The organism is Mesorhizobium sp. LjRoot246 (assembly GCF_964254115.1).
Taxonomy (GTDB): Bacteria; Pseudomonadota; Alphaproteobacteria; order Rhizobiales; family Rhizobiaceae; genus Mesorhizobium.
Map to the genome: position 1 here is coordinate 4,274,972 of NZ_CAXUSN020000001.1, position 22,366 is coordinate 4,297,337.

Genomic DNA, 22,366 nt, shown 5'->3' on the forward strand with positions numbered 1-22,366 from the left:
TCAATTTTTTCAGAATATTTTTTCATTTCTAGAAAATGGCGTCATATTTCTGATTTTATTGCATTTTTCGTTTTCCAGGAATTTATCCTATTGTCCGAGTGAAAAACTTTTTCATTGTGCGTTTGGCGAAACCGACCGAGAATGACGGCATGGAAACCACCGAAAAACGCCAGCGCGGACGGCCGCGCGCTTTCAACGGGCCCTCGGAGGCCAGTTCGGTGCAGTCGCTCGACCGGGCGCTGCGCATCCTGGCCATTGTCGCGGAAGGCAGCGGCCTGTCGCTGAGCGAGATATCGGCGCAGAGCGGCCTTGCCGCCTCCACCGCCTATCGCATGCTGACGACGCTGCAAAACCACGGCATGGTCGAATTCGACACATCAGACCAGCTGTGGTCGATCGGGGTCGAGACCTACCGCATGGGCGCGGCCTTCCTGCGCCGCCGCAAGCTGGTCGACCGCGCGCGTGTCGTCATGCAGGAATTGATGGAAAGAACCGGCGAGACCGCCAATCTCGGCGTCGCCGAGGATGATTGCGTCGTCTTTGTCAGCCAGGTCGAGACGCATCAGGCGATCCGCGCCTTCTTCCGGCCGGGCACGCGCAGCCCCTTCCATGCGTCCGGCATCGGCAAGGCGGTGCTGGCGCATCTCGAGCCAGAGCGCGTCGGAACCATCCTGCGCAAGGCAGGCCTGCAGCGCTTCACCGACAGGACGCTGTCCGACATTTCGGCGCTTGCCCATGATCTGGCGAGAACAAAGCTGCGCGGCTGGTCGGTCGACGACGAGGAGCGGCATCCCGGCATGCGCTGCGTGGCGGCCGCCATCTTCAACGAATTCGGCGAGCCGATCGGTGGCGTCTCGGTCTCCGGGCCGACCGTGCGGGTGACGCCGGAGCGGCTGGCCGAGATCGGCCCGCTGGTGCGCGACGCCGCCGCCGAGGTGACCAGGATGATCGGCGGCGTCAGCTCGGCCTGAGATCATGCGGACAGCGAAAAGAGGGGCGGCGGGGGCGCCCCTCTTTTTCAGCTGATTGAAACGCCCCTCCTCAGAGCCGGCAGTAGTGACGATAGCCGTCGTGGCCGACATAGGTGTCGGAGTCCACATCGTAGCTGGCGTAACGATCGTAGCAGCGGCGGACATGCCACGAGCCGCCGTCTTCGTCGACATAGACGGTGCGGGGCTGCTGGGAGAGCAGGCTGCCCAGGACGAAGCCACCGACGCCGGCGGCAATGCCGATACCGATTTCGCGGTTGTGGTGATGGCTGTGGGCGGCCGAGGGCTGGACGGTGCCGACCAGCGTGGTGGCGGCGACGGCGGTGGCGATGAGGCTGGAAACGAGTGTGTTCTTGAACATGATGATCTCCTTGCTTCGTTGACCGAGGCGATCCATCCGCCTCTTGATCGTCTGTCGTCGCGGCCAGGAAAAAGGTTCGAATCTTTTTTCGATTTTTCTGGAGCCGGCTTGGATCGCCCGGGCCGAGTTCGTGCCGGCAGCAACTTCAACCTGCAGACGTTGCCGATTGACAACCCCCAATCTCCCTTGCGGGAAGGGCAGCGCCAGCCCCCTCTCCGGCCGCTACGCGGCCACCTCTCCCCCATTTCATGGGGGCGAGGAAACCAACCGCCGAGGTCGCGGCCTTGAAAAGCCTGGGTTCCTCGCCCCCACAAAGTGGGGGAGAGGTGGCTCGGCGAAGCCGAGACGGAGAGGGGGAGCGCCGTATACGATTGCCCTGCCCTTGCGGGAGATGCCCAGCAGGACAGAGGCTGTCCCGCCGATCCGTCAATCAATTCTGGCCGCGTCCCGCAACGAGGGAGATCGGCACTTTGCCGTCCCGCTTCACAAGGTGATCGCCAATACAAGAAAGGGCGGCCGAAGCCGCCCTCTTGGGAGAACTGGGTTCCTCCATCAAAGGAAAATGATCACCCGGCCGTGCCTGTGGTGATGATGGTTGTAGTGCTTCCACCAGAACTTCTTGAAGTGCTTGTGGTGGTGATGATGATGGCCGTACATGCCGTGGGCGGACGACGTGCCGACAGTGCCGGCGAGCGCGCCGGTGGCGACGAAAATGGCGACGAGGCCTGAGGTAAGAGTGCGCTTCAACATGATGATCTCCTGGATCTTTTGATCGAGGCGACCCATTCGCCTCTGACCATCAGTCGAAGCGGCGCGGGAAAAGGTTCGAAGGTGGAGGAGATTTTTTGTGAAGTGGCCTTTAGGAGAGCGAATAGTGAGTAGCGAATAGCGAGTAGGGAAAGACAGGAACGCCGCGCATCACTCGCTACGTTGCTATTCGCTACTCGCTTTCTTCACATCCCCGTGACATGGCGCAGCCAGAAAGCCAGCGCGATGAAGCCGATGATGGCGGTGATGCCGGTCCAGTCGACATTGGCCTTCTTCACATCGCTGATGATCTTCACCAGCAGCATCCAGGTCACGAAGATGATCGGGAGAATGATGACAAATCTGATCATGCGACACCCCTGCTCGAAGCGATTGCACCTAGCTCCTATGTAGGAAGCAATCCGGCGCTTTTCAGGATGCCCTCCCCGACGACCCATGCGGCATGCCTGGGAAAAAACGGAGTTTTGTCTTTACTGACGCAACAAATATGCTAACCGGAGCGCCGTGCCCTTGTAGCTCAGCTGGTAGAGCAGCGGTTTTGTAAACCGAAGGTCGGCGGTTCGATTCCGTCCGGGGGCACCAGTTCGGTTCCGTCCATTTTCATGTCTCCTACATCTTGAATGGTGCTGAGATTTTTGCGATTCGATAACCCTCCTCTCTCGGAGCGAGTCTATTCCAGCGCAACCGGAAATCCAGGCAACGCCGCACGAAAGGCTTGCAGCGCGTCCGAGCGAATCCTGTCTAGCCTCTCCCCTATTGATGGTTCGATCATAAAAATTGGGCAATTGGCATTGCCGCAGCCGCAAGGCTTGATCGTGCCATGGCGCAGGCCCGAGACGAACGTGCGTCGGAGTTCATCTACCAACTGGATCGCCCGCATGACCTGCTTTTTCGCGGTAGGATTCCGCAGATGGTGGACCGACGGAATACGGCGAATGGCCTCACCCTCTCGCGTTCGCCACAAGCCCGTGTTTAGCGCAGCGATAGTATCCTCAACTGCCTGCTGGAATGCATGAAGAGAACACTCTTGGAAAAATGGGGTCCGAAACGCGGGCCGATCAAAAACGGCAGCCATCTGTGCTAAAGACTCCTCATCCCCGAGGGTGGGAAAGTCATCCGCAAAACTTCGGAGCTTTTCGGCGTCGTCGGGAAAGGCTTCTCCCAAACAGAAGCGGCGCAAGAGATCTTCGCCGACCAGTCGAAGATTCTCCTCGAAATCCGCACCCGACCAGATTGTCAGATGATTGACCCCACACTTGTCAGCAAACGCTTTCACCGCGTTTCTCCGAGCAGCGGACACCGTGCCCCGTGTCACGAACTTAAAGCTTGCGATGCTCGGATCGAATGATAGGGCCTTATCAATATCCTTCTCGGCTTTCGCCTGAGTGAGACTGCCGCGATTGACACATTGTATGACGGCACGCTTGAAGTTGCCCGCCTCGTCGGCACACTCTCCTACGATATCGCGGCCTTGGTCACTACCCGTTTGGCCGTACCATTCGACATAATGCCATCCTGCGCGGACGTGATACGCAAAAACGAGCCGTTCAAATTCGGCGCCACCAAAATCTTCGAAATGTATTCGCTGAACCAGTTGCGCGATCGGTACACGAGCTGTCATCGCTGCAATCTTCCTTCGATGACCAAAAGCCCGATGCCGCTCATGGCGGCAAAATCCTGAGCGCGCTCAAGCGCTTCATCTCTGCGCCAGTCGAATGGGCCGCTGCCGCCGTAGTCTTCTTCGGCACTATCAAAGAAGTAGCCTTTTTCACCGAAGGCGTCGCGGTGAACAACAACCCGAACATGCCGCTCTTCAGGAGGAGGTTCGCCGGGCGCTAAGTGAACGATGCTTACCAGTGGACGACTCCTCATAGATTCGACTTAAGAGTAACACATTTGCGAAATGGACGCGCGCAAAGGTCTAGAACATCTCTCGAACGTCGCTGAAGTCAAATAAATCACTGCGGCTTATTCATGCCCGCCTCGGTTAGAAACTGGGATTCGAGCATATCAATCGCTGTCCGCAGCCCATTGAAGGAAAGGCCTTTGGTGTGATCGACGGCTTGTGCCGGGAGTACGGATCGCAGCAACTGGTCGCAGCCATCATCGTCGCGCCAATGTTTGAGCTGCCTCTCTTTGAACGAGTTGCTGAGGAGAAACGCGCTGCGCCCGTATATGGCCTGGATAATGAAGAAAATTGACCAGAGCCGAGGACTGACAAAGGGACGCTCCTTAGCTGCCTCATTGGCACCTGCACGAGCCAACTTGTCGATGGGCACATTCGAGTTTTTGTATTCGAGGAGAGCATCCATGAGAGGGGGGCTTTCTTTACCTTTAAAGTAGCCGTCCATTTCCTCTGGCAGCAGGATAGAGTCGACAAAAACGACGGTGCTGAACTCGCTACCAAGGCCTCTGACTATCTCCCAGAGATGCTCGACAGCCGCCATTTGACGGCTTGATAAGTGCCCTGCGCCATGGGTGGTTTGCACGGTGATGGTATTTGCGTGGACAGTATGCGCGGCGAATCCGCCGCTCTGGCCGGAGGTCTCGACACTTTGCACATAGACTTGCGCCACCCGATCGGCCTCGCTCTCCTCTACTGGTTTTGTGTGATCCTCGTGATCGCGCTTCATGCGAAGAAGCCGGTCGACCGTATATGACTCTTTGTCATCGTCGATGACGGTATGGTGCGTCGGACATATCAAAATGAGGTTTTCAAATGCATGCTTCTCTCTAGGAAGCTGGTCAGGATCATGTCGAGCGCTGGTAAGTCTAGCTCCCTTGATGTGGCAAATCTCGCCGATAAGCGTGTCGCCGATTGCCATCGGAGCATTGCACTTTGGGAAAGCGCAGCGATTTCCCGAAAGGGCAAATAGGCGTTTGATATCGCTGGTGCTTGGAGAGTTTGCGCTCACAATATTCTCAGAGGCTAGATTATCTAAGGTGATCGTATCCGTTTCTGCCGTTGTTTCGAAGCGATAAGAGCATCTTGATCCAAAGTAGGCTCATATTTAAAGCGGACCGTCCTTAGCCCATAAGTCGCTTGCTGACGATAGCTTAGCCCTTGACATTTGGTGGCAAATTTGCCAACATGGTGATAGATGATTATCTACCGCGATACCAGGCCGGTTTCATGGGTTAGAGCTGCCCTAAAGGCATTCGAGGACTTTCCGAAGGACGCCCAGGACGAGGTTTTGGCGGCGTTGACGATCGCCGCCGATGGCGGCTTTCCTACCAACGCAAAGCCGATGAAAGGCCTGGGGACTGGTGTCTACGAAGTGGCCTTGCGTCACCGTACCGACGCGTATCGCGCTGTTTATACGATTCAGTTTGAAGGCGCTTTGTGGGTTATCCACGCCTTTCAAAAGAAGTCGAAGAGCGGAATCAAAACACCCAAACAGGAGATCGATCTGGTCCTTGAGCGGATAAAGCGACTGAAGGAGATGCTGAGATGAGCACGAAAAAAGAAGACGACATGGAATTGGTCCACGGCAGCGGCAACGTGTTTCGCGACTTCAATCGCGACGACGCCGACCTTTTGCAGGCAAAGGCCATCATGGCGTCCGAGATCATAAAAATCCTGGACGAACGCAGCTGGACGACCCGCAAAGCGCAAGACGTCACCGGGATCAGCCATGCCGATTTTTCCCGTATCCGCCGCGCCAATCTTGGACGATTTACGCTGGATCGCCTCATGACGGTTTTAACCCAACTCGGGCAAGAGGTTGAATTGTCGGTGAGCGTGCGACCCCGCGCCCATGTGGCGCGGGTCGAACATTCTAAGCCAGCGCTATGACCGGAAAAGACGGCGGGCCTGCTGAACAAGAAGCTGCTGCAGAAGTTGCACAGGACCGACCGGAGCCCCGAACCAGCGAGGTAATATTCGCAGACCTTCGGTCGCTAGCGCAGCGTGACGGTGCCCTGCATGAGATCTCTTCGATCATCTATCGCGATTGGGTTGTAACCATAGATACACACGACGGGAGCATTGCCGACGATCCTGAGCACCGCTGGTCCACGTCGAAGCTAAACAAAAATGAGTTGATGCTGCTTTTAGGCCTGACTGTTCAGGCTGACACAGACAAGGCTTTTTCGGTTCTTGCTCAAGACGACTCGTTCGCAGCGGATGCCGATACGCTCCTGCGCGAACTACATGATCGCATATTGACGGACTGTGCCCCCGAATTCGACAAGGATACGCAAAGCTTCATTGATGACCCCGGTTCGATCGGCCTCGTAGCCCGAGAGGCTATTTACTACGGTGCAGAGAGCTTTTACCTGCATCAGTTTTCAAACTTTAGCCGACAACGCTACCGCGAGGATGCGGTCTGGTTCGTACAGAATGCCGGTCTCTCAATCAGACCGATGCTAGAAATTGCGGATTTCATCATCGGGCGGGTCAACGACCAAATGACAACGGTCGGCCACATGCGGATGGAGGGCCATCAATTTACGAACGGCGACCTCACGAACAGTTTGCTGATCGCCAAAACCGACGTGCGGGAAAAATTTGGCGAAAAGGCGAACAGGTTTTTCGCCAAGTTCGCCATTTCCAGCACAGGCGCAAACGCAGACTTCACCAATCCGTTCGCCGTCAATCAGGCGAATATCGCCCCGATTATCGATATTGGTGACTGCCTTTATATTCCAAATCAGTACCGGCTCCTTGAATCCATTTACGAGAGCCCGTTCTACTGGATGATGGCTGACAAAGCCTACCGTGATGCGGCGGCGCAAAAACGAGGTGAATTCTTAGAAAAGTCTTCGGCACATATCCTCACGAGCGTGTTTGGCGCTGCCAACGTCTTTCAAAATGTCTCGATTCTGGATGGGGCAAAAGCGGTCGTGGGCGAAATTGATGTCCTTGTGGTCTACGGTGAATTCGTCCTCGTTGTGCAGGCGAAATCAAAGCGTGTCACGTTGAAGGCACGAGCAGGTGACACCGAGGCGCTTAAGACAGATTTCAAAGGAGCTATACAGGACCCTTACGAGCAGGCGCTGCGCTGTGTCGAGCTTATCAAGGGTGGTTTGCAATGCCAGACGGCGAAGGGCCAAACGCTAAAAATGCCCTCCCATCCCCGCTTCTTTCCCGTAGTGATCCTTAGCGACCCTTTCCCGGCGTCGACCTTCCTCTCAGGCAAGATGCTAAACCAGGGCGACAACATCGCACCTGTTATTTGGGATCTTGGCGTCCTTGATTGTGTGGCGAAAATGCTTCCCACGCCAATCGAGATGCTATTTTACCTTAAGTGCCGATCGAATGTGTTCGAGAAGGTGATCTCAGATAGTGAGTACAATTTTCTCGGCTACCACATTCGGGCCAAGCTGGCGCTTCCGCCCGACGCGGACATGATGATGTTGGACCGCGATTTTGCGACGGCCGTCGATGACTACATGATTGCGGCTGACGTGGGCATTGATACGGAACGACCAAAGGGTGTCGCCGAGACGCTGGACATCCCGATAATTTCTGAACTGCTGGCAGAGTTGAAAAATGCCGACCCTGCAATCGCTTCCGTTGTCATCGATCTCTATGATTTTTCCGAGCAGGCGCTGACCGACATTTCCGCCCATATCGATTCGCTTAGAAAGGAAATTCGATTCACCGGCAAGGCAATCAAAGCGTTCTCTGTCTCGACGGCAAGCGGCGGAATTACTTATGCAGTGACCAAGGAACTCAACGCCAACGCCGCAGGTGCCGCCGAAGCGATAGGCTCCAAACACAAATACGACACTCACAGCGACCGTTGGTATGTGATTGTCGATAGCGTCCAGACCGAAGGGCCAATCGATGGTCTATTGGCATTGGTTTGGCCTTGGTTAGAAAATGAGGAAGATGCCAAGCGGTCCGAAGAGGTGGCGTTGGCCTTCAAATCGCGGCGGGAAGAATCGAAATTCGGGAAAGCCAAACGGGCTGCGAAGGCAACGGACTAACGCGCAATCTGCGAAATTTGTCACTTAACGTCGGCTCACGATCTGGACATTTCTGGTCCGGTCCGCCGTTGACGCAGCAACGCGCTCAGCTCGTTTGCACCTTGTTCAGCTGGGGCGCTGAGTCTCCAATCTGTCGCTGAAGGCGCAGATGAACCTAACACGCCGCGTTCATCTCAAGGAGCTCACACGCATTGCAGTTGCTGGCGTTCTTCAAGCTGGCCTGACTCTTTCTCACACCCCGATCGCCGCCACCAAAATCCGGTTTTGCCTTCGGATCGCCGCGCCGCGTCGCGCTTCACGAATTCGATGAACATCATGTTGTTGAAGATCGGTTCGCCGAGCCCTGACGCTCCAAAGTATTCCAAGTTGCGCTGTCTTCTACGACGCGCTCGCAACCTGGGCAGATGCGCCAGCCCTGGTGAACGTGTTCCTCACCCTGACGGACTTGTAGACGTAGGCGACCCAGAGTCCTGTCAGCACAAACGAGACTATAGGCGCCGCGAGCGCCTCTCCGGCGACCACTTGCCCAACGGAAACCCCGAGTGCGGTGGAGACCCAGATCGCGTCCAGTATGAACACCACGGGAATTGCAAGCCATTGGATGAGAAACAACTGCTTGAACCAAGGGCTCCGCCTCAGCATGGCAACAAGCACCACCAGTTGAAGCACCATAAATGCCAGCAGCAGGGCAACCTCGCCATAGACCACCATGGGTCCATTCGGCACCAGCATGAGCTGGCTGTAGCCGTCGCTTGAGGACCCCAATTCGGCAAGTGTGCGCAGCGGTGACAATGTCTGGCCGATAGCCAGCAGCATCAGCCAGCCGCCGAAGCCCACAAGAGCCTCAGGATTCTGTGATGGCTTCGCGGCTGATCGAACAGCAAAGAAAACAGGCACGCCGATCAACAGCAGCATGATCGCCCAATGCCAGATGGAAAACGCCCCCATTTACCCCTCCCCCTTTTATGCCCCCTTAAGTTGTACCAGGTTTTAAATTCAACTCAAGAGGCGAGCGCTGGTGTGAAATGACAATATGCCGAACCGACGATTTTCTCCTGTCTGCTCCTGACTCCCTCACACTCCAATCGCCGCCACCAATATCCTGTTCTGCCTCCGTATCGCCGCGCGAAGTTCCGGTATCCTCGCCGCGTCGCGCTTCACGAATTCGATGAACATCATGTTCATGTTGTTGAAGATCAGTTCGCCGAGCGCCGCCCCGTCAATGTCCTGCCGCACCAGGCCGAGCACCTGCAGACGGGCGATCAGGGCGCGGATCTGTTCGGTCAGCGCGCGGTCGAGCGCGGTGTAGGCCTGGCCGAACGGGCTGTCGGGCAGTTGCGTCGAGATCGCCATCGCCTGCCGCCACATCTCCTTGCTGAGATAATGCAGCGAGTGCTCGATGTAGATGCCGATCAGTGTGTCCAACGCATCGCCGACATTGGCTGGCGGCCTGGCGACGACGCCTTGCCCGGCATTGAGCACCTCGTTGACCTCCAGCGAGACGATGGCGCCGAGGATGTCGCCCTTATTCTCGTAGTAGTTGTAGATCGTGCCGACAGAGACCTCGGCCTGCGCGGCGATCGCCTCGATCTTGGCGCCTTCATAGCCGGCCTCGCGAAACAGTTCCGCCGCCGCCTCGATGATGCGCCGGTGCCGGTCCGCCTTTTGCCTTGCCCGCAATCCGCTCATGTCAGCCTCTTGCCATAAAAACAGAATTGACTCAATTTTAGAATTGGTTCAATTTTTTGCAAGAAGCCACAAAGGCAAGGGAGAACACTCGATGTCCGCTAAAGCCAGCAATCCACTTTCCATCCTGAAGACTCATTTGCGCACTGCTGCCGCAGCCGCGGCGCTGCTGCTTGCGACGGGCGCGCAAGCCGCCGATCTCAATGCGCTGATCTGGTGCGATCATTCCGATCCGGCGTTGCTGCAGCCGTTCGAAGAGGCCAACAACGTCAAGGTCAACGTCAAGGAATTCGAGGGCACCGGCGCCGGGCTTGCCATCGTCGAACAGTCGCAGCCGGGCGACTGGGATGTGATGGTGATCGATAGCATCGACGTGCCGCGCGGTGTCGAAAAGGGCCTGTTCGAGCCGCTGCCGGAAGACGGACTGCCGCTGGCCGACCTGTTTCCGCAGGTGAAGATGGACGGCTCCACCGTGGTCGGCGGCAAGCGCTACGGCATCACCGAAAAGTTCGGCTACAACACGATCGGCTATAACAAGACCAAGGTCGATCCGGCCGACATGCAGTCGATGGCAGCCCTCACCAGCGACAAGTACAAGGGCAAGGTCGCCATCTACGACTACTATCTGCCGGTCATCGGCATGGCGGCACTCGCCATCGGCAAGAAGACGGCTGAGCTCACCGAAGCCGACCTGCCCGCGCTGAAGGACGAGCTTCTCAAGATGAAGGCCAACGCCAAGCTGGTCGGCGAAGTGACCGCCAGCCAGACGGCGCTGGCGACCGGCGAGGTCGACATTCTGGTCGGCGGCGGCGAATGGGTGACGGCGGGACTGGCCAAGGAAAACCCGGCGCTCGACTTCTCCATCCCCAAGGAGGGTGCGGTTCTGTGGTCGCAGTCGCTGGCCATGTTCAAGGATTCCAAAAACAAGGACATGGCGCTGAAATTCATCCAGTACATTATGAGCCCGGAGGGCCAGGCGCGGCTTGCCACCTCGTCCTGCTACTGGGGCATGCCGGCGAACACCAAGGCGGCGCTGACCGACGACCAGAAGAAGGTTCTGCGCTTCGACGAGCAGCCGGACTTCCTCGCCCGCGCCCAGTCCTATCCGGCGCCGAACGCCGATCTCGACAAGAAGATGCAGGACATGTGGACCGAAATGCTGCAGGCAAAATGAGCTGTCGTCGCTCATGAGCCCCTCGGCAAACAACAGGCCTGCCCTGCCCCGGGCGAGCCGTGCTCTGCCCTGGGCGCTGGTCACGCCGGCGCTCGGCTGGACGCTGCTGTTCTTCGTGCTGCCCTTCATCGCCATGGGGTTTTCCAGCCTGACGGCGCATGAGGGCGGCGGCTTCACGGCATCCAACTATAGCCAGTTCTTCACCAACCCATCCTACTGGCAGGCGATGGTGAATTCGCTGCAGGTGACTGCGATCGTCACCGTGGTTTCGGTGCTGCTCGCCTATCCCTTCGCCTGGATCCTCGCCGAACAGGTGCCGGAGCGCTGGCAGCGGCTGGCGCTGATGCTGGCGGTGCTGCCGTTCTGGACCTCCTATGTCGTGCGCTCCTACTCCTGGCTGCTGGTGCTGGCGCAGAACGGCGTCGTCAACCGGGCGCTGACCGGCTCCGGCCTCATCAGCGAGCCGCTGCAGCTCGCCAACACGCGTTTCGCCACCGTCACCGGCTTCGTGCATTTCTTCGTCATGCTGTTGACGCTGACGATCTTCGCCAATCTCAAGCAGCTCAGCCCAAGCTATCGCAAGGCCGCCGCCGATCTCGGCGCCGGGCCGGTGCGCACCTTCCTGCATGTCGTGCTGCCGCTGACCCTGCCCGGCATCATGGTCGGCGCCTTCCTCACCTTCGTGCTGTGCATCGGCGACTACATCACGCCGCAGATCCTGGGCGGCAACAACGAGCTTCTGATGCCGCAGCTGGTGATGATGCAGATTGGCCGGCGCGGCGACTTTCCGCTGGCCTCGGCGCTGTCGATCATCCTGATGGCCGTCGTCACCATCGCCTACCTGGCCTGCGCCCGCTGGCTGAAGATCGAGCGGGCCTGAGATGCGCCAGCTCGTCCGCATCGCCTCCTGGCTCTACGCGCTCGCCGTCTATGCCTTCATCTTCCTGCCGGTCGTCGTGCTGGTGCTGTTTTCTTTGCAGGCGACCTCGTTCCCGATCCCGCCCTTCACCGGCCCGTCGCTGCGCTGGTACGAGGCGGTTCTCAGCGACACGCGGCTGACCTCGGCGCTGGTCAATTCGCTGCTGGTCGCCTCCATTTCGTCGCTCGCCGCCGTCACGCTCGGCTTCCTTTCCGCCTGGGGTTTTGCGCGCTTCGTCCTGCCCGGCTCCGGCCTGCTGCGCGGGCTGATCACACTGCCGCTGACGGTCAGCTATCTCATCATCGGCATGGGGCTGCTGGTGCTGTTCAACTGGGCCGGCGTGCCGAAATCGCTGCTGGCCGCCGGCATCGGCCATGTCGTGATCAACCTGCCGCTGTGCTTTGCCATAATCTACAGCCAGATGGGCGACCACCAGATCAACATCGAGCGCGCCGCGCGCGACCTCGGCGCGCCGGAATGGAAGGTGCTGCTGCTGATCACCGTGCCGGTGATGGCGCCTGCCATCTTCGCCGGCTTCTTCCTGTCGATGACATTCTCCTGGGACGAGTTCGTGATCTCCTTCCTGCTGACGCGTTTCGACACCACGCTGCCTGTCGAAATCTGGAACCTCTTGCGTTCCGGCCTCAACCCCAAGACCAACGCCGTCGGCTCGCTGGTCTTCGCCGTCTCCATCGTGCTGGTGGTGTTTTTTGAACTGATGTTGCTGCGGAGAAAGCCGGCATGAGCGCGCCCCTCGTCGACATCAGCAATGTCTCGCATCGCTTCGGCCAGCACACGGTGCTGAAGGACGTTTCGCTGCGGATCGAACCCGGCAGCTACACGATCCTGCTCGGGCCTTCGGGGTCCGGCAAGACGACGCTGCTCTCCATTCTGGGCGGCTTCGTCACCCCCAGCGAAGGCAAGGTTTTCATCCGCGGCGAGGACTGTACCTCGGTGCCGCCGGCCAAGCGCCCGACGACGACGGTGTTCCAGGACTATGCGCTGTTTCCGCATATGAGCGTCGGCAGCAATGTCGGCTTCGGCCTGCGCATGCAGGGCGTCGATGGCGCTACCCGGGCGGCAAAGGCGCGCGAGGCGCTGGCGCTGGTCGGATTGGCTGCCGCCTTCGACAAGAAGCCGCATCAGCTCTCCGGCGGCCAGCGGCAGCGCGTGGCGCTGGCGCGGGCGCTGGTGATCGAGCCGGCGGTGCTGTTGCTCGACGAACCGCTCGGCGCGCTCGACCTCAAGCTACGCCGGCAGATGCAGGACGAATTGAAGGCGATCCAGAAGCGCGTCGGTACCGCCTTCATCCATGTCACCCACGACCAGGAAGAAGCAATGGCGCTGGCCGACCATTGCGTGGTGATGAATGACGGGCGCATCGAGGACGAAGGCCCGCCCGAGCGCGTCTACGCACGGCCGGCGACGCGCTTTTCCGCGACCTTCATGGGCGAGAGCACGATCCTTGCCGGCACAGTCACGCAGGCGAAGGAGAAGACAAGCACTGTCGCGACGCCGATTGGGCCGGTCACGCTGCCCGGCGCGTTGCCAGTGGGCTCCGCCGTTGTGCTGGCCATACGGCCGGAGCATCTTGTCCTCGGCGCGGCCGCGGGCACCGTCAAACTCGGCACGGCCGGGGTGAGCGACGTCGTTTTCCAGGGCAGCTTCAAACGCGTGCTCGCCGTTTCCATCGAGGACCCGTCGCTTCAGTTCATCGCCAGGCTGCCCGCGACAGCCACCGCCCGGCCGGGCGACACGGTTGCCGTTTCGTGCGATACCGACCAGATCATCCTGCTGACGGATTGAACTTTTCTGACGGATTGAAAATGGGCACGCTTGCGGTCATCGACGCCCCAGACTGGTACGAGACCATCCGCATGAGCGATGGTGTCACGCTGATCCACGAGCCGTGGATAAAGCCGTTCTTCCGCTGCAATATGTGGCATGTGCGCGGCCGTGATCGCGATCTCCTCTTCGACACCGGGCTTGGCCATTTCAGCCTTCGGCGTCACGTGCCGCTGGTCAGCGAGCGCAAGCTTATCTGCGTCGCCAGCCACACGCATTTCGACCATATCGGCTGTCACCACGAATTTCCCGAGCGCTGCGTGCACGCGGCAGAGGCCGGGATCCTCGCCGATCCGCGCAACGAATGGACGGCTGCCGGCACCTATGCGACCGACGAGATGTTCGATCGCCAGCCGCAAGGCTGGGACACGGCGCGCTACGGCATTCTGCCCGCGCCTGCCGGCCGTTTGCTTGGCCATGGCGATGTCGTCGATCTCGGCGACCGCGCCTTCGAGGTGATCCACACGCCCGGCCATTCCCCGGGCGGCATCGCGCTCTACGAAAACAGGACGGGCATCCTGTTATCCGGCGACATCATCTATGACGGCCCGCTGATCGACGATGTCTACCACTCGGACATCCCCGATTACATGGCGACACTCATGCGACTGCGCCACCTCGATGTCTCGGTCGTGCATGGCGGCCATTTTCCGAGCTTCGGCAAGGTGCGTTACCGCCAGCTTGTCGACGAATATCTGGAACAGAAGCGGCAAGCCGGCTGCCACCTGCGGCAGAACCCTTGAGTGGGATCAAGGCATCAGTTCGAAATGCCGCGGAAACGCCTGATGCAGCAGGAGCAGCATGGTCTTGCGCAGCACATTGGTGTCGCGGCTGGACGGATTGAGATGATCCCAATACCAGGCGCCATGAACCAGATAATTCAGGCTCTCTGACAGAGTGTCTATGTCGACGCCGCCATAACCGCCGCTGCGCGAAATCTCGATCAGCAGCTCGCGCGCCTCGGCGGTGTAGGCGAGATCGCTCGGCAAGCCGATTTCATTGTAGATCTGCATGCTCTTGCGGTCGCTGGAGAACACGACGAAGACCGAAACCCAGTTCGGGTGCTGGCGGGCGAAACGTTGCGCGCAATCGACCGCGCCCAAGACCCGCTCCACCGGCGACAGGCCGGGCGCCCGCACCAGCGTAACCCACTGCTCATCGTATCGATCGCTGAGATACTGCAGGACGGCGCGAAACAGGTTCTCCTTGCTGCGAAAATGGAAGACGACCAAGGCATTGGACGAGCCGACATGTTCGGCAATGCGCTGCATGGTGACGCTTGCCAACCCCTCCTCCGCGATGAGCTCGATGGTGGCGTCGATGATCCGCTGCACGCTGGCTTCGCCGCGTTCGCGCCGACGGTCCTTCGGTGCGGCATCGTTTGCCGGGCCTCCATTCTTCGCCATTGCGCCTTTGCGTTTTGCCGCTGTAGCCTTTTGTTGCGCCATCTTCGTCCAGTTCCTTTCGAACCCTTGTGGCGGCGATCGTCGGCGCCGCCACGGATCCGTCTATTCGAGGTGTCCGGCGTCGGCTCACCACAACCAAAGCCGGAGATCAAGCTGCATCGCGGCAAGGGCCGCCTCGCCCTGTTATAGCGACGGACGCGTTTCGGTGTCTGTGTACCACTGCCCGTTGGCCGTCTCATAGGCCATGGCCGCGCGGAAAACATCGGCATCGCGATAGGTGCGGCCGACAATCTGGATGCCTGTCGGCACACCGCTTGCCGCCCGGCCCGATGGCACGGACAGAACCGGACAACGGCTCATCATGTTGAATGGCGTCGTCATCACCCAGCCAAGCGACGGGTTCACCTGCTTGCCGTTGATCTCGACCGTACCCGTTGTCTGATCGAACTCCGCCGGCACGGAGGGAAGCGCGTTGGTCGGGCAGATCAGCACATCGTAGGTCTCCAGCAGCGGCCCCAGCGTCTGGTACATCCTGGCCGCCACATCGAGGGTCCCGACAAAGTCCGTCGCCTTCGACTTTTGCCCGTCCTCGGCGAATTGACGTGCATAGCTCGTCATGTCCTTGCCATGCTCCTTGAGCAGTTGCGCCAACGAGGCGCCGAACAGATGTTCGAGATAGGCCATGCCGGCCTTCAGCACGTCGTCGCCCCAGCCCAAATCGACTTCATCGACCGTGGCGCCCAGCGAGCGGAACACATCGCAGGCGGCAAGCGTGTTCTTGCGCACGTCAGGGTCGACTTCGAAAGAACCAAGGTCCATCGAGAAAGCAATCTTCCAGCCCTTGATCGGCTTGTAGTCGAGCGGCAGCCGCAGTTTTGGGCGCAGCGTGGCGATGTCGAGCGGGCTCGGTCCCGCCATGACATTCTGCAGCAGGATCGCATCCCCGACGTTTCGCGCCAGCGGTCCTGTGTGGCAGTAGAAGTCGAGGTTGAACGGCGGCTCGTCCGGGTTGCGGCCGTAAGGCGGCTTGAAGCCAACGAGGCCGCAGGCCGACGCGGGAATGCGGATCGAGCCGGCAATGTCCGAGCCGGTGGCAATCGACGACGTGCCGGAAGCCAGCGTCGCCGCGGAACCTCCCGACGAACCGCCCGGCGTGAAATCGCGATTCCACGGATTGCGCGTCACGCCCCAGCGCCTCGACCAGGTATAGCCGGCGCAGCTGAATTCAGGCGTCGCCGTGCGGGCATGGACAATGCCTCCGGCCTTGATGATGCGCTCGTTCATCGTCGAGGTATGGCCACCAATGGCGTCCTTCGACAGCAGCGAGCCATGCGAGGTCGGCTTGCCCTTGATATAGCTCTCGTCCTTGATGCCGATCGGCAGCCCCTCGAGCGCCCCGGTGCGCGCGCCCCTGGCGTATTTCGCCTCGGCTTTCCTGGCCAGATCCATGGCCTCGTCGAAATGCGTGAAGGTGAAGCAGTTGACCGTCGGCTTGGTGGCCTCGGCACGCCGGATGGTGGCCTGCATGAGGTCGACGGGCGAAAGTTTCTTCGCCTTGAACAGCCGCAGCGCCTCGCTGGCCGGCATGTAGCAAAGGTCGAGATCGGTCATGGGAAGTCTCCTGCGATCGGCGGATCGCGTTTGGCATGGACGGGAGGTGGCCGCGCCGCATGCAGCGGCGCGGGAACCCGGATCAGGTCATTTCTGCAGGTCGGTCCAGATCTTCGTGTAGAGCGCCTGTACGTCCGGCGGACAGGCCTGCATGAACTGGCCCTTGCCAGCGAATTGCGCGGGAACATCGACTTCCGGCGCACCTTTCATGTCCGCTGGCATGGAGGCTTCCGAGCCCTTGATGCCGTTGGCATAGCGGGCAAAGGCCGAGATCATCGCGGCGTTCTGCGGATCCATGACGAAGTTCTGGAAGAGCTTGGCATTCTCGACGTTCTTGGCGTCCTTCAGCACCGCGACATTGTCCATCCAGATCGGATAGCCCTCCTTGGGATAACCATAGGCGATCTTGTCGTTCTGCATCCGCTGGCGCAGCGATATGCCGTTCCAGTTGACGCCGGCGGCGATGTCGCCCTTGCCCAGGCCGTCGACGGCGCCATAGTCGAAGGACAGCCATTTGGCCTTGGCCTCGACCAGCTTGTCGCGCACCTTCTTCAGCAGCACCTTGTCGTCGGTGCAGTACTGGCCGCCTTCATAGGCGATGGCGAGGAACATGATGTCACCCATTTCGGGCACGACATTGATCTTGCCGACGAGCTCGGGCGGCGGGTCAAGAAAGATCGCCGAGGTGTTGATGTCGCCGGAATAGACCGACTTGTTGACCGATACGCCGGTCGTGCCCCACTGCCACGGAACGGTGTATTTGCGGCCCGGATCGAAGGGCACGTCGACCCATTTGGGATCGACATTCTTGAAATTCTCCATCTGGTCCGGGCGCGATTCAAGCAGCAGGCCTTCGCTTATCCAGATCGGAACGACGCTGGCCGAAGGCACGACGATGTCGAAACCGGCGCCGCCCTGGCGGATCTTGGCGAGCGCGGTGTCGTTGGAATCGAAGTCGGTGACGGTGACCTTGACCTTGTAGGTCTCCTCGAACTTCTTGATCAGGTCGGGGCTGGTGTAGTTGCCCCAATTGTAGATGTTGAGCGCACCGTCGGCACGGGCCACGCCCGTGACAGCCAGCAGCGACAGCCCGATGGCCGTCGCGGTCAGTTTCCAGTTCATGCTGCATGCTCCCATTGTTGGGACCGGCGGCAAAGCTGCCTCAGGTCCGTTTCCTGCTGACGAAAAAGAAGGCGGTGACGATGCCGATCGACAGCACCAGGAAGGCCGTCGAGATGGCATTGATCTCGGGGGTTACGCCGCGGCGAATCTGGCCGAGCATGTAGGTGGGCAGCGTGTCCTGGCCGCCGGATTTGACGAATTCGGTGATGACGACATCATCCAGCGAGACGACGAAGGCGAGCATCAGCCCGGCCAGAATGCCCGGCCAAAGCAGCGGCAAGGTCACGTGCCGGAACGTCTTCCATTTGGTCGCGTAGAGGTCGGCGGCCGCTGTTTCGAGCGCCAGGTACATGCTTTCGAGCCGCGCGCGGATCGGCAGATAGGCAAAGGGGACGCAGAAAGCGGTGTGCGCGGCGACGAGGTAGCCGAGGCCGGAATAGCCGGTCCAGATCTTGATGCGCGAGAACACGATCAGCAGCGCCACGGCGGTGACGATCTCCGGCACCATCAGCGGCTGGTTGATGAAGGCATATTTGAAGGTCAGTCCGCGATAGGGTTTGGTCCGGGTCGTCGCCAACGCCGCCATGGTCGCCGAGATCGTCGCCAGCATCGCAGCGACGGCGGCGATCTGGAACGAGCGGAGCGACGATTCGATCACCAGCCCGTTGTTCCAGGCGACATGGAACCAGCGCAGCGAAAAGCCCTTCCAGATCGCCAGCGAGTCATTGTCGTTGAAGGCGTAGACCACCAGCGTGGCGATCGGCAGATAGAGCAGGAAGAAACACAGTATCGCCAGGCTGACGAAGCCGTTCTGCCGCCGGACGTCGAAGCGCTTAGCCATGGGCGCCATCCGACCTTGTGGTGTTTCTGGTATAGAACAGCAGCGCCACCATGACGATGACCATCAAGGTGATCGACAGCGCCGCGCCGAGCGGCCAGTTGCGACCTGCCCCGAACTGCAGCTCGATCAGATTGCCGATCATCAGATTGGTGCCGCCGCCCAGCACGCGCGGCGTCACATAGGCGCCAAGCGAAGGAATGAAGACGAGGATCGAGCCTGCGACGATGCCCGGCGTGACCAGCGGGACGATGATGCGCCTCAGCACCTCGAACCGCGTCGCGTAGAGATCATAGCCCGCCTCGACAAGGCGGAAATCGATCTTCTCCATGCTGGCGTAGAGCGGCAGCACCATCAGCGGCAGGAAGACGTAGACCATGCCGGCCAGGACGGCGAAATTGGTGTACATGAGCTGGATGGGATGGTCGGTGATCCCAAGCGCTTGCAGCGCCGAATTGATGATGCCGTCATTGCGCAGCACTTCCTGCATGGCGAAGGTGCGGATCAGAAGGTTGGTCCAGAACGGAATGGTGATCAGGAACAGCCAGATGTCGCGCCGGTGATCCGGCCGCGTGGCGATGAAATAGGCGGTGGGAAAGCCGAGGATCAGGGTCAGCACGGTGGTTGCCAGCGACAGCGACACAGAGCGCCAGAAGATCGACAGATAGGCCGTGGCGAAGGACAGCGTGTCGTCGAAGACATCGCGCTCGAACAGCACGCTCACCCAGGCGTCGGTGGAGAACCGCCACTTCACATCACCGTAATTGCCTGGCGTCAGGAAGGAATAGACGACCACGATCAGCAGCGGCCCTAGGGCCGCGAGGAAGACGATCAGCAGCGCCGGGGCCGAAAGCAGCCAGCGCGACCTGATATCGTCACGTTCGGCCTTTTCGGCGACCTCTCTCGCGGTTGCCATGGGGCTAGTCCTTCAACACTTGTGCAGCGTTGTCGCCAATCTGAATGCCGACCTTGGTGCCGTTTTCGAAACCGCAGCCGGCGCTGCGCGAATTCTGCTGGCGCACCATGAAGACATCGCCTTCGTCCAGCCGGACATGGATATGCGTGTCGGTGCCGAAGTAGACGATGTTCTCGATGGTGCCGGAGAGATCGCCACGGCCTTCGACCAGCTTCGCGTGCTCGGGCCGCACCATCAGCGTTGCATTGCCGCCGGCGCGGAAGTCCACGGCAGCGGTCGCGCGGATCCTGGCGCCCGAGCGCAAGGCGATTTGCGCCTGGCCATTGCCCGCGCTTTCGACCGTGCCGGTCAGGAAGTTGGTTTCGCCGATGAAGTCGGCGACGAACCGCTCCGCCGGATGGTCATAGACATCCCATGGCGTGCCGACCTGCAGGATGTTGCCTGACGACATCACCGCGATGCGGTCCGACATGGTCAGCGCTTCTTCCTGGTCGTGGGTAACGAAGATGAAGGTGATGCCGGTCTCATGCTGCAGCCGCTTCAGCTCGATCTGCATTTCCTTGCGCAGCTTGTAGTCGAGCGCCGACAGCGGCTCGTCGAGCAGCAGCACTTTCGGCTGCGGCGCGAGCGCCCGGGCCAGCGCGACGCGCTGCTGCTGGCCGCCGGAGATCTGGCTGGTGCGCCGGTTCTTCAATTCCTGCATGTGGACGAGTTTCAGCATCGCGTCGACACGCGCCTCGATCTCTGCCTTCGGCCTGCCCAGCATCTTCAGGCCGAAGCCGATGTTGTCGGCGACCGTCATGTGTGGGAACAGCGCATACGACTGGAAGACGGTGTTGACCGGCCGCTTAAAGGGCGGCAGCGGCGCGATGTCCTGGCCATAGAGCAGGAGCTCGCCGTCGGTCGGAAAGTCGAAGCCGGCGATCAGCCTGAGCAGCGTCGTCTTTCCACAGCCGGACGGCCCCAGCAGCGTGAAGAATTCATTTTCGCGGATCGCGACGGAGACGTTGTCGAGCGCTCTGACCGAATCCTGACCGGTTCCCCGAAAGACCCTGGTGACGCCCTTCGCCTCAACGGCGGGCCGCATGGCTGTCAAGATATTCCCCTCTTCTCGGTGGCCATTCACCGGCTGACGCCGGCTGTCCAACTCAATCCTCGACCTTAGGGGTAACTGTGACTAAACATACAGTCAATATCTTTTTGCCCGATATAGCCATGGGTCCGCAAATCGACTGTAAAACCGATGCGGTGGAACCCGGTGAGTGGCTAAGCAGGAGTTGTGATGGCGGGTCGAGGCTGAAATGAATCCTTCGCAGCAGCTCGCCGGCCTCGCGTAATGAAGCAGGCGTCAACGCTGCCAGCCATGGGGCGGACGATCAGGACACTTTCAGGATTTACAGCGCCCTTTGCGGGCATGGTGCTCCGGCGGCATCACCACAGCGCGACGCCGTGGGCTGCGGCCGGAAGCTTGTCTCTTCGGACTGGCGCACCAGTTCGGCAAAGAGCAGCGCGAAGCTTCCCAGAATGAGAAAGACGATGATCAGGCGCGTTACCGGCAATATGTCGGCCTCGACTGGCTAGCCCCCACGCAACCCATCCACTGCCGGCTAACATGACCGATCCGGCTTTACGAGACTTTAAGGCCAGTCTTAACCATCACATTCGCGTAGCCTTTGACATGATGCGCGAACGGCAGCTCTGTATCCCGCCGCTCAGCGGTTGTCTTGCCGTCCGGGATGGCGGTGCCATCCGGGATGGTGGCTCCCTTTGCAGACATGCCTCGCTCATGCTACCCCGGCGCTGGCGCGGCCCGGCAACCGGCCGCCGCCAATCGGTCGTCATCGGGGAGCCATGAGCAAAGCCGCCAGCCGCATCGCCTTCGTCTCGTCCGACACCGCTGACGCCAAGACGGCGCTGGAAAGCCTGTCGGCGCGCTATGGCCAGTCCTCCGTCGAGGATGCTGAAACCGTCGTCGCGCTTGGCGGTGACGGCTTCCTGTTGCAGACCCTGCGTGACACGATGGGAACCGGCAAGAAGGTCTACGGCATGAACCGTGGCACCATTGGCTTCCTGATGAACGAGTATCGTTCCGGTGGCCTCACCGAGCGTCTTGCGGCCGCCGTCGCCGAAACGATCCGGCCGCTGGAGATGCTGGCCGTGACCTCGGAAGGCGAGACGATTTCGGCACTGGCGATCAACGAGGTGGCGCTGTGGCGCCAATCCTATCAGACGGCCAAGATCCGCATCACCGTCGACGAACAGGTCCGGCTCGAGGAGCTGAACTGCGACGGCGTGATGATCGCGACCCCGGCCGGGTCCACGGCCTACAATCTTTCGGCGCACGGGCCGATCCTGCCGCTCGATGCGCCACTGCTGGCGCTGACCCCGGTCAGCCCGTTTCGCCCGCGCCGCTGGCGCGGCGCGCTGCTGTCCAACAAGGCGACCGTGCGCTTCGACATTCTGGAGCCGGAAAAGCGGCCGGTGAACGCCGCCGCCGACCATACGGAAGTCAAGGCGGTGGCCTCGGTGACGGTCAGGGAATCGCCGACCGCGACCGCCACGTTGCTGTTCGATCCCAATCATTCCTGGAACGAGCGTATTCTCGCCGAACAGTTCCGTTACTGAGCCGGCGCCGCGAACGGCACGCAGATTAAGCATCGCGATTAAGGTTACAACTTCACAATCGTGCCAATCACGCCCGTTTCTGTTGACAAATCGAGGGCTTGCTCCTAATTGCAATACCGATCTTGCAGGCGCGTGGCGCTTGCCGCGACAGACGCCATTAGACGCCGTTGCG

Annotated in this window: 25 protein-coding genes and 1 tRNA gene; 11 read left to right on the plus strand and 15 right to left on the minus strand. The window is 60.1% G+C overall.

Translation table 11 applies throughout. The features are described 5' to 3' along the window. Positions 1–149: 149 nt before the first annotated feature. A complete protein-coding gene (gene bhcR, locus ACSQ3L_RS20845) occupies positions 150–971 on the plus strand; it encodes an HTH-type transcriptional regulator BhcR (protein WP_436161627.1) in 822 nt (273 codons plus the stop codon). A gap of 70 nt (positions 972–1,041) precedes the next feature. On the opposite strand, the gene ACSQ3L_RS20850 is transcribed toward bhcR, so the two are convergent. The 3 genes from ACSQ3L_RS20850 to ACSQ3L_RS20860 all read right to left on the minus strand — a co-directional run bounded on the left by ACSQ3L_RS20850 (position 1,042) and on the right by ACSQ3L_RS20860 (position 2,468). After that, on the minus strand, positions 1,042–1,350 hold the full coding sequence (locus tag ACSQ3L_RS20850; protein ID WP_436161628.1) for a BA14K family protein: 309 nt from the start codon (positions 1,348–1,350) through the stop codon (positions 1,042–1,044). A 552-nt stretch (positions 1,351–1,902) separates the two neighbouring features. After that, positions 1,903–2,100 carry a hypothetical protein gene (locus tag ACSQ3L_RS20855; RefSeq protein WP_436161629.1) on the minus strand — a complete coding sequence of 66 codons (198 nt, stop codon included), beginning with the start codon at positions 2,098–2,100 and terminating at the stop codon, positions 1,903–1,905. Between the two features lie 203 nt (positions 2,101–2,303). Then, positions 2,304–2,468, minus strand: coding sequence for a hypothetical protein (locus ACSQ3L_RS20860; RefSeq protein WP_436161630.1), 165 nt, complete (start codon positions 2,466–2,468; stop codon positions 2,304–2,306). A 156-nt stretch (positions 2,469–2,624) separates the two neighbouring features. Here ACSQ3L_RS20860 and ACSQ3L_RS20865 point away from each other — a divergent pair. Further along, positions 2,625–2,700, plus strand: a tRNA-Thr gene (locus ACSQ3L_RS20865). Positions 2,701–2,788: 88 nt separating this feature from the next. Here the strand turns inward: ACSQ3L_RS20865 and ACSQ3L_RS20870 are convergent. The 3 genes from ACSQ3L_RS20870 to ACSQ3L_RS20880 form a co-directional block, all read right to left on the minus strand. Next, on the minus strand, positions 2,789–3,739 hold the full coding sequence (locus ACSQ3L_RS20870; protein ID WP_436161631.1) for a restriction endonuclease: 951 nt from the start codon (positions 3,737–3,739) through the stop codon (positions 2,789–2,791). Next, positions 3,736–3,990 carry a hypothetical protein gene (locus ACSQ3L_RS20875; protein ID WP_436161632.1) on the minus strand — a complete coding sequence of 85 codons (255 nt, stop codon included), beginning with the start codon at positions 3,988–3,990 and terminating at the stop codon, positions 3,736–3,738. The genes ACSQ3L_RS20870 and ACSQ3L_RS20875 overlap by 4 nt, the downstream gene beginning before the upstream one ends. A gap of 86 nt (positions 3,991–4,076) precedes the next feature. After that, positions 4,077–4,943 (minus strand): hypothetical protein, encoded by an 867-nt coding sequence (locus ACSQ3L_RS20880; protein WP_436161633.1) that lies wholly within the window; start codon positions 4,941–4,943, stop codon positions 4,077–4,079. Between the two features lie 276 nt (positions 4,944–5,219). Between ACSQ3L_RS20880 and ACSQ3L_RS20885 the strand changes: the two genes are divergently transcribed. Genes ACSQ3L_RS20885 through ACSQ3L_RS20895 form a run of 3 tightly spaced genes read left to right on the plus strand, consistent with a single transcriptional unit; the run spans position 5,220 to position 8,052 of the window. Continuing rightward, positions 5,220–5,573 carry a type II toxin-antitoxin system RelE/ParE family toxin gene (locus ACSQ3L_RS20885; RefSeq protein WP_436161634.1) on the plus strand — a complete coding sequence of 118 codons (354 nt, stop codon included), beginning with the start codon at positions 5,220–5,222 and terminating at the stop codon, positions 5,571–5,573. After that, positions 5,570–5,914: a helix-turn-helix domain-containing protein gene (locus ACSQ3L_RS20890; protein ID WP_436161635.1), complete on the plus strand. Its 345-nt coding sequence runs from the start codon at positions 5,570–5,572 to the stop codon at positions 5,912–5,914. The genes ACSQ3L_RS20885 and ACSQ3L_RS20890 overlap by 4 nt, the downstream gene beginning before the upstream one ends. Beyond that, on the plus strand, positions 5,911–8,052 hold the full coding sequence (locus ACSQ3L_RS20895) for a nuclease-related domain-containing protein (RefSeq protein ID WP_436161636.1): 2,142 nt from the start codon (positions 5,911–5,913) through the stop codon (positions 8,050–8,052). Before ACSQ3L_RS20890 ends, ACSQ3L_RS20895 begins: the two co-directional genes overlap by 4 nt. A gap of 378 nt (positions 8,053–8,430) precedes the next feature. Here ACSQ3L_RS20895 and ACSQ3L_RS20900 read toward each other — a convergent pair whose 3' ends face one another. Together ACSQ3L_RS20900 and ACSQ3L_RS20905 are read right to left on the minus strand one after the other, a co-directional pair. Next, the gene (locus ACSQ3L_RS20900; RefSeq protein ID WP_436161637.1) at positions 8,431–9,000 is read right to left on the minus strand and encodes a DUF2569 family protein; all 570 of its coding nucleotides are present in this window, start codon (positions 8,998–9,000) and stop codon (positions 8,431–8,433) included. Positions 9,001–9,126: 126 nt separating this feature from the next. Continuing rightward, on the minus strand, positions 9,127–9,741 hold the full coding sequence (locus tag ACSQ3L_RS20905; protein WP_436161638.1) for a TetR/AcrR family transcriptional regulator: 615 nt from the start codon (positions 9,739–9,741) through the stop codon (positions 9,127–9,129). A 91-nt stretch (positions 9,742–9,832) separates the two neighbouring features. Here ACSQ3L_RS20905 and ACSQ3L_RS20910 point away from each other — a divergent pair, with 91 nt between their 5' ends. From ACSQ3L_RS20910 to ACSQ3L_RS20930, 5 genes are read left to right on the plus strand one after another with little or no spacing between them, the layout of a single operon-like run. Beyond that, positions 9,833–10,912: a polyamine ABC transporter substrate-binding protein gene (locus ACSQ3L_RS20910; RefSeq protein ID WP_436161639.1), complete on the plus strand. Its 1,080-nt coding sequence runs from the start codon at positions 9,833–9,835 to the stop codon at positions 10,910–10,912. A 13-nt stretch (positions 10,913–10,925) separates the two neighbouring features. Further along, positions 10,926–11,792: an ABC transporter permease gene (locus ACSQ3L_RS20915; RefSeq protein ID WP_436161640.1), complete on the plus strand. Its 867-nt coding sequence runs from the start codon at positions 10,926–10,928 to the stop codon at positions 11,790–11,792. Position 11,793: 1 nt separating this feature from the next. Next, a complete protein-coding gene (locus ACSQ3L_RS20920) occupies positions 11,794–12,576 on the plus strand; it encodes an ABC transporter permease (RefSeq protein ID WP_436161641.1) in 783 nt (260 codons plus the stop codon). Next, on the plus strand, positions 12,573–13,637 hold the full coding sequence (locus ACSQ3L_RS20925) for an ABC transporter ATP-binding protein (protein ID WP_436161642.1): 1,065 nt from the start codon (positions 12,573–12,575) through the stop codon (positions 13,635–13,637). The genes ACSQ3L_RS20920 and ACSQ3L_RS20925 overlap by 4 nt, the downstream gene beginning before the upstream one ends. A 20-nt stretch (positions 13,638–13,657) precedes the next feature. Then, the gene (locus tag ACSQ3L_RS20930; protein WP_436161643.1) at positions 13,658–14,419 is read left to right on the plus strand and encodes an MBL fold metallo-hydrolase; all 762 of its coding nucleotides are present in this window, start codon (positions 13,658–13,660) and stop codon (positions 14,417–14,419) included. A gap of 6 nt (positions 14,420–14,425) precedes the next feature. On the opposite strand, the gene ACSQ3L_RS20935 is transcribed toward ACSQ3L_RS20930, so the two are convergent. From ACSQ3L_RS20935 to ACSQ3L_RS20965, 7 genes are all read right to left on the minus strand, one after another. After that, positions 14,426–15,082 carry a TetR/AcrR family transcriptional regulator gene (locus ACSQ3L_RS20935; protein ID WP_436161644.1) on the minus strand — a complete coding sequence of 219 codons (657 nt, stop codon included), beginning with the start codon at positions 15,080–15,082 and terminating at the stop codon, positions 14,426–14,428. 183 nt (positions 15,083–15,265) lie between these two features. Further along, positions 15,266–16,693 (minus strand): amidase, encoded by a 1,428-nt coding sequence (locus ACSQ3L_RS20940; protein WP_436161645.1) that lies wholly within the window; start codon positions 16,691–16,693, stop codon positions 15,266–15,268. Between the two features lie 87 nt (positions 16,694–16,780). After that, complete coding sequence (locus ACSQ3L_RS20945; protein ID WP_436161646.1) at positions 16,781–17,815, minus strand: extracellular solute-binding protein; 1,035 nt, start codon at positions 17,813–17,815, stop codon at positions 16,781–16,783. A gap of 40 nt (positions 17,816–17,855) precedes the next feature. Next, positions 17,856–18,656 carry an ABC transporter permease gene (locus tag ACSQ3L_RS20950; protein ID WP_436161647.1) on the minus strand — a complete coding sequence of 267 codons (801 nt, stop codon included), beginning with the start codon at positions 18,654–18,656 and terminating at the stop codon, positions 17,856–17,858. Then, positions 18,649–19,569 carry an ABC transporter permease gene (locus ACSQ3L_RS20955; RefSeq protein WP_436161648.1) on the minus strand — a complete coding sequence of 307 codons (921 nt, stop codon included), beginning with the start codon at positions 19,567–19,569 and terminating at the stop codon, positions 18,649–18,651. The genes ACSQ3L_RS20950 and ACSQ3L_RS20955 overlap by 8 nt, the downstream gene beginning before the upstream one ends. 4 nt (positions 19,570–19,573) lie before the next feature. Continuing rightward, entirely contained in the window at positions 19,574–20,656 is a 1,083-nt protein-coding gene (locus ACSQ3L_RS20960) for an ABC transporter ATP-binding protein (protein ID WP_436163495.1), read from the minus strand. Between the two features lie 307 nt (positions 20,657–20,963). Then, positions 20,964–21,128, minus strand: coding sequence for a hypothetical protein (locus ACSQ3L_RS20965; RefSeq protein WP_292189921.1), 165 nt, complete (start codon positions 21,126–21,128; stop codon positions 20,964–20,966). A 292-nt stretch (positions 21,129–21,420) separates the two neighbouring features. Between ACSQ3L_RS20965 and ACSQ3L_RS20970 the strand changes: the two genes are divergently transcribed. After that, entirely contained in the window at positions 21,421–22,194 is a 774-nt protein-coding gene (locus tag ACSQ3L_RS20970) for an NAD kinase (protein WP_436161649.1), read from the plus strand. Positions 22,195–22,366 lie beyond the last annotated feature (172 nt).

Coding starts and splice junctions, on each gene's coding strand:
- bhcR (WP_436161627.1), top strand. CDS start 150: ATGGAAACCACCGAAAAACGCCAGCGCGGACGGCCGCGCGCTTTCAAC.
- ACSQ3L_RS20850 (WP_436161628.1), bottom strand. CDS start 1,350: ATGTTCAAGAACACACTCGTTTCCAGCCTCATCGCCACCGCCGTCGCC.
- ACSQ3L_RS20855 (WP_436161629.1), bottom strand. CDS start 2,100: ATGTTGAAGCGCACTCTTACCTCAGGCCTCGTCGCCATTTTCGTCGCC.
- ACSQ3L_RS20860 (WP_436161630.1), bottom strand. CDS start 2,468: ATGATCAGATTTGTCATCATTCTCCCGATCATCTTCGTGACCTGGATG.
- ACSQ3L_RS20870 (WP_436161631.1), bottom strand. CDS start 3,739: ATGACAGCTCGTGTACCGATCGCGCAACTGGTTCAGCGAATACATTTC.
- ACSQ3L_RS20875 (WP_436161632.1), bottom strand. CDS start 3,990: ATGAGGAGTCGTCCACTGGTAAGCATCGTTCACTTAGCGCCCGGCGAA.
- ACSQ3L_RS20880 (WP_436161633.1), bottom strand. CDS start 4,943: ATGGCAATCGGCGACACGCTTATCGGCGAGATTTGCCACATCAAGGGA.
- ACSQ3L_RS20885 (WP_436161634.1), top strand. CDS start 5,220: ATGATTATCTACCGCGATACCAGGCCGGTTTCATGGGTTAGAGCTGCC.
- ACSQ3L_RS20890 (WP_436161635.1), top strand. CDS start 5,570: ATGAGCACGAAAAAAGAAGACGACATGGAATTGGTCCACGGCAGCGGC.
- ACSQ3L_RS20895 (WP_436161636.1), top strand. CDS start 5,911: ATGACCGGAAAAGACGGCGGGCCTGCTGAACAAGAAGCTGCTGCAGAA.
- ACSQ3L_RS20900 (WP_436161637.1), bottom strand. CDS start 9,000: ATGGGGGCGTTTTCCATCTGGCATTGGGCGATCATGCTGCTGTTGATC.
- ACSQ3L_RS20905 (WP_436161638.1), bottom strand. CDS start 9,741: ATGAGCGGATTGCGGGCAAGGCAAAAGGCGGACCGGCACCGGCGCATC.
- ACSQ3L_RS20910 (WP_436161639.1), top strand. CDS start 9,833: ATGTCCGCTAAAGCCAGCAATCCACTTTCCATCCTGAAGACTCATTTG.
- ACSQ3L_RS20915 (WP_436161640.1), top strand. CDS start 10,926: ATGAGCCCCTCGGCAAACAACAGGCCTGCCCTGCCCCGGGCGAGCCGT.
- ACSQ3L_RS20920 (WP_436161641.1), top strand. CDS start 11,794: ATGCGCCAGCTCGTCCGCATCGCCTCCTGGCTCTACGCGCTCGCCGTC.
- ACSQ3L_RS20925 (WP_436161642.1), top strand. CDS start 12,573: ATGAGCGCGCCCCTCGTCGACATCAGCAATGTCTCGCATCGCTTCGGC.
- ACSQ3L_RS20930 (WP_436161643.1), top strand. CDS start 13,658: ATGGGCACGCTTGCGGTCATCGACGCCCCAGACTGGTACGAGACCATC.
- ACSQ3L_RS20935 (WP_436161644.1), bottom strand. CDS start 15,082: ATGGCGAAGAATGGAGGCCCGGCAAACGATGCCGCACCGAAGGACCGT.
- ACSQ3L_RS20940 (WP_436161645.1), bottom strand. CDS start 16,693: ATGACCGATCTCGACCTTTGCTACATGCCGGCCAGCGAGGCGCTGCGG.
- ACSQ3L_RS20945 (WP_436161646.1), bottom strand. CDS start 17,815: ATGAACTGGAAACTGACCGCGACGGCCATCGGGCTGTCGCTGCTGGCT.
- ACSQ3L_RS20950 (WP_436161647.1), bottom strand. CDS start 18,656: ATGGCTAAGCGCTTCGACGTCCGGCGGCAGAACGGCTTCGTCAGCCTG.
- ACSQ3L_RS20955 (WP_436161648.1), bottom strand. CDS start 19,569: ATGGCAACCGCGAGAGAGGTCGCCGAAAAGGCCGAACGTGACGATATC.
- ACSQ3L_RS20960 (WP_436163495.1), bottom strand. CDS start 20,656: ATGCGGCCCGCCGTTGAGGCGAAGGGCGTCACCAGGGTCTTTCGGGGA.
- ACSQ3L_RS20970 (WP_436161649.1), top strand. CDS start 21,421: ATGAGCAAAGCCGCCAGCCGCATCGCCTTCGTCTCGTCCGACACCGCT.